This is a genomic window from Clostridium sp. CAG:43, assembly GCF_000434655.1.
GTDB classification, from domain to species: domain Bacteria; phylum Bacillota; class Clostridia; order Lachnospirales; family Lachnospiraceae; genus Otoolea; species Otoolea fessa.
Genome location: NZ_FR895107.1, coordinates 1 through 2720 on the forward strand (window position 1 = coordinate 1; position 2720 = coordinate 2720).

3 protein-coding genes and 1 tRNA gene are annotated in these 2720 nt (G+C 47.4%); 3 read left to right on the plus strand and 1 reads right to left on the minus strand.

The genetic code is table 11. The features are described 5' to 3' along the window. Positions 1-32: 32 nt before the first annotated feature. Positions 33-106, minus strand: a tRNA-Pro gene (locus tag QVO97_RS10070). Between the two features lie 332 nt (positions 107-438). Here QVO97_RS10070 and QVO97_RS10075 point away from each other — a divergent pair. From QVO97_RS10075 to QVO97_RS12800, 3 genes are all read left to right on the plus strand, one after another. Further along, entirely contained in the window at positions 439-1215 is a 777-nt protein-coding gene (locus QVO97_RS10075) for an HAD family hydrolase (protein WP_022360199.1), read from the plus strand. Between the two features lie 242 nt (positions 1216-1457). Further along, positions 1458-2468 carry an aspartate--ammonia ligase gene (gene asnA, locus QVO97_RS10080; protein WP_022360200.1) on the plus strand — a complete coding sequence of 337 codons (1011 nt, stop codon included), beginning with the start codon at positions 1458-1460 and terminating at the stop codon, positions 2466-2468. 96 nt (positions 2469-2564) lie between these two features. Further along, positions 2565-2720, plus strand: a 156-nt coding sequence (locus tag QVO97_RS12800; protein ID WP_369678413.1) for an FAD-dependent oxidoreductase, incomplete at its 3' end; no start/stop codon positions are given.

Below are 2720 nucleotides of genomic sequence, written 5' to 3' on the forward strand. Positions count from 1 at the left end.
AGTTATTAAGAACTCTAAGAATACGCTAAAAATCGGGGCAACAGGATTTGAACCTGCGACCTCTCGGCCCCCAGCCGAGCGCGCTACCAAGCTACGCCATACCCCGAAAATAAATCATAGCTGCACTTTGCCAAATTTTCAGCTGACATATACCGCCATTTGTTGAAGTATTATATGCGTATCATTATATCAAAATTACATCAAAAATCAACTATGACTTCTAAATTTTCGCTGCCGGATGTTTGTTTTTTGATGTAATTTTGATGGTTGAGTGGAATTTTACGAATCAATGGAATGGATCAATAGAATGAATATTTTCCCAATATTGACTCCAAATTTGAAAAATGGTATGATGAAAACGTGGATAATTAAAAGAAAAGGTCATAGCAGAGTCTTCGGCTGTGACCTTTTGTAGTAACCAACCCCAAGGAGAACATCATGATAAGTTTTGACCTCGACATGACCCTCTTAGACCACCGGACGGATCAGATCACACCGAGTGCGCTGGAGGCGATTGAAAAGCTGCGCCCGAAGTACAAGATTGTGCTGGCAACGGGGCGCGATATGGATAATTATTACAGTACATCGTACCGGGACATCGTCCGTCCGGATGCGATTGTACATATGAACGGGACGAAGATTACAGTGGGAGATAAGCTGCTGTTTGAGCACATCTTTGATCCGGAACTCCTACGCCGGGTGCTGAGTTTCTGCGATGAAAAGGGCTTCGGAATCGGCATGACGGTGGGGGATGAAGATTACTATATCCATCCGGAGATCATTGCGGCTAATGATATCCGCTTCTGGGGAAGCTGCGGGCGGCAGTTCCAGGATCCGTGGAAGATGCTCACGATGCCGGTCCGGACACTGGCGTTTGTCGGCAGCCGTGAACAGGTGAAGGAGATGGAACGGGAATTTCCGACCCTGAAATTGCCGATGTTTGCGAGCGGACATGGCGCGGATGTGGTCGAGAAAGGCAATTCCAAGGCGGACGGACTCCGCAGGCTGGCGGTGTATTTTGGAGAAAAAGAAGATCTCTCCGATACAGTGGCATTTGGCGACAGCATGAATGATATCGAGGTTGTGCAGGAAGCCGGCATCGGCGTGGCGATGGGAAATGCAGTGGATGCGCTTAAAAAAGTAGCCGATTACGTGACGGCACCGATCGGGGAAGATGGAATTTATAAAGCGTGCGAACACCTTCATTTATTTTAAAGAAGTTATTTTCCTATTTTACCTGTTCCCATTTTCCTATATAAATGATATAATAGCTACCAAACGGTTATTGTCCACAGGTGAGTTCCTTTGAGTAGAAATTCCATGCAGTACAATAACAAGAAATGACTTAAAAGGCGCGTGCCTGCAAGCTTTGACTAAAAGGATGAACTGCGGCTGCAGAAATCGGCAGTGCGGCAGGGAACCGGACACGCACCGGGAAAAAAGAGAGGATGTAACAGATGGAACATTTAATTACTCCGGCTGGTTATAAACCGGTATTGGATTTGAGAGAAACACAGGTTGCTATCAAGGAAATCAAGGACTTTTTTCAGAGAGAACTGGCAAAACAGCTCAATCTGACCCGTGTGTCCGCACCGCTTTTTGTACTGCCGGAATCTGGTCTGAACGATAACTTAAACGGCGTAGAGCGCCCGGTATCCTTTGGAATTCTGGAGCAGAAAGATCGGAAGGCTGAGATTGTACATTCTCTCGCCAAATGGAAACGTCAGGCATTAAAAGAGTACGGATTTCAGGAAGGTGAAGGCCTTTACACCGACATGAGCGCGATCCGTCGTGATGAGGATACAGACAACATCCATTCCATTTATGTGGATCAGTGGGACTGGGAGAAGATCATCAGTAAAAAAGATCGTACCCGTGAGACACTGGAATCCATTGTCCGTTCGGTTTACAAGGCACTGAAAGTGACCGAGGACTATATGGCATATGAGTATGAGTACATTGGACGTTATCTTCCGGAAAATATCACATTTGTGACGACCCAGGAGCTGGAAGATATGTATCCGGATTGCACACCGAAGGAGCGCGAGTACAAGATTGCGAAGTTGCACGGTGCGGTATTTATTGAGCAGATTGGTGACAAGATGAAATCCGGTGAGAAGCACGATGGTCGTGCCCCGGACTATGATGACTGGAAATTAAACGGCGATATTCTGGTATATTATCCAGTTCTGGATATCGGACTGGAGCTTTCTTCCATGGGTATCCGTGTTGATGAGGATTCCCTGAAAGAGCAGCTGGTAAAGGCGGGATGTGAGGAACGCGCGGAGCTGCCATTCCAGAAAGCAGTTCTGGAGGGAGAGCTTCCGTATACAGTCGGCGGCGGTATCGGTCAGTCCCGTATCTGTATGTTCTTCCTGCGGAAAGCACATATCGGAGAGGTGCAGGCGTCGATCTGGCCGGACGGTGTGCGCGCAGAGGCAGAGGCTCACAACATTCATCTGCTGTAAAAATAAAATTGATGAAAAGCTGCCCGGGAAAGTGATTTTCTGCGGCAGTTTTTTGTGTAATGGGAAGCCCATAGAATGAGAGGATAGGATATTTATATGGCGGATCATATCTATGATTTAATTATTATCGGTGCGGGATATACGGCAGCGCTGCGTGCGGCGGCGATGGGGATGGATGCAGTCCTGATCGAGAAAAAAGCGCTGGGTGGCTCATGCGTCAATACCGGCTGTATTCCTGCCAAGGCGCTTCTG

Coding starts and splice junctions, on each gene's coding strand:
- QVO97_RS10075 (WP_022360199.1), top strand. CDS start 439: ATGATAAGTTTTGACCTCGACATGACCCTCTTAGACCACCGGACGGAT.
- asnA (WP_022360200.1), top strand. CDS start 1,458: ATGGAACATTTAATTACTCCGGCTGGTTATAAACCGGTATTGGATTTG.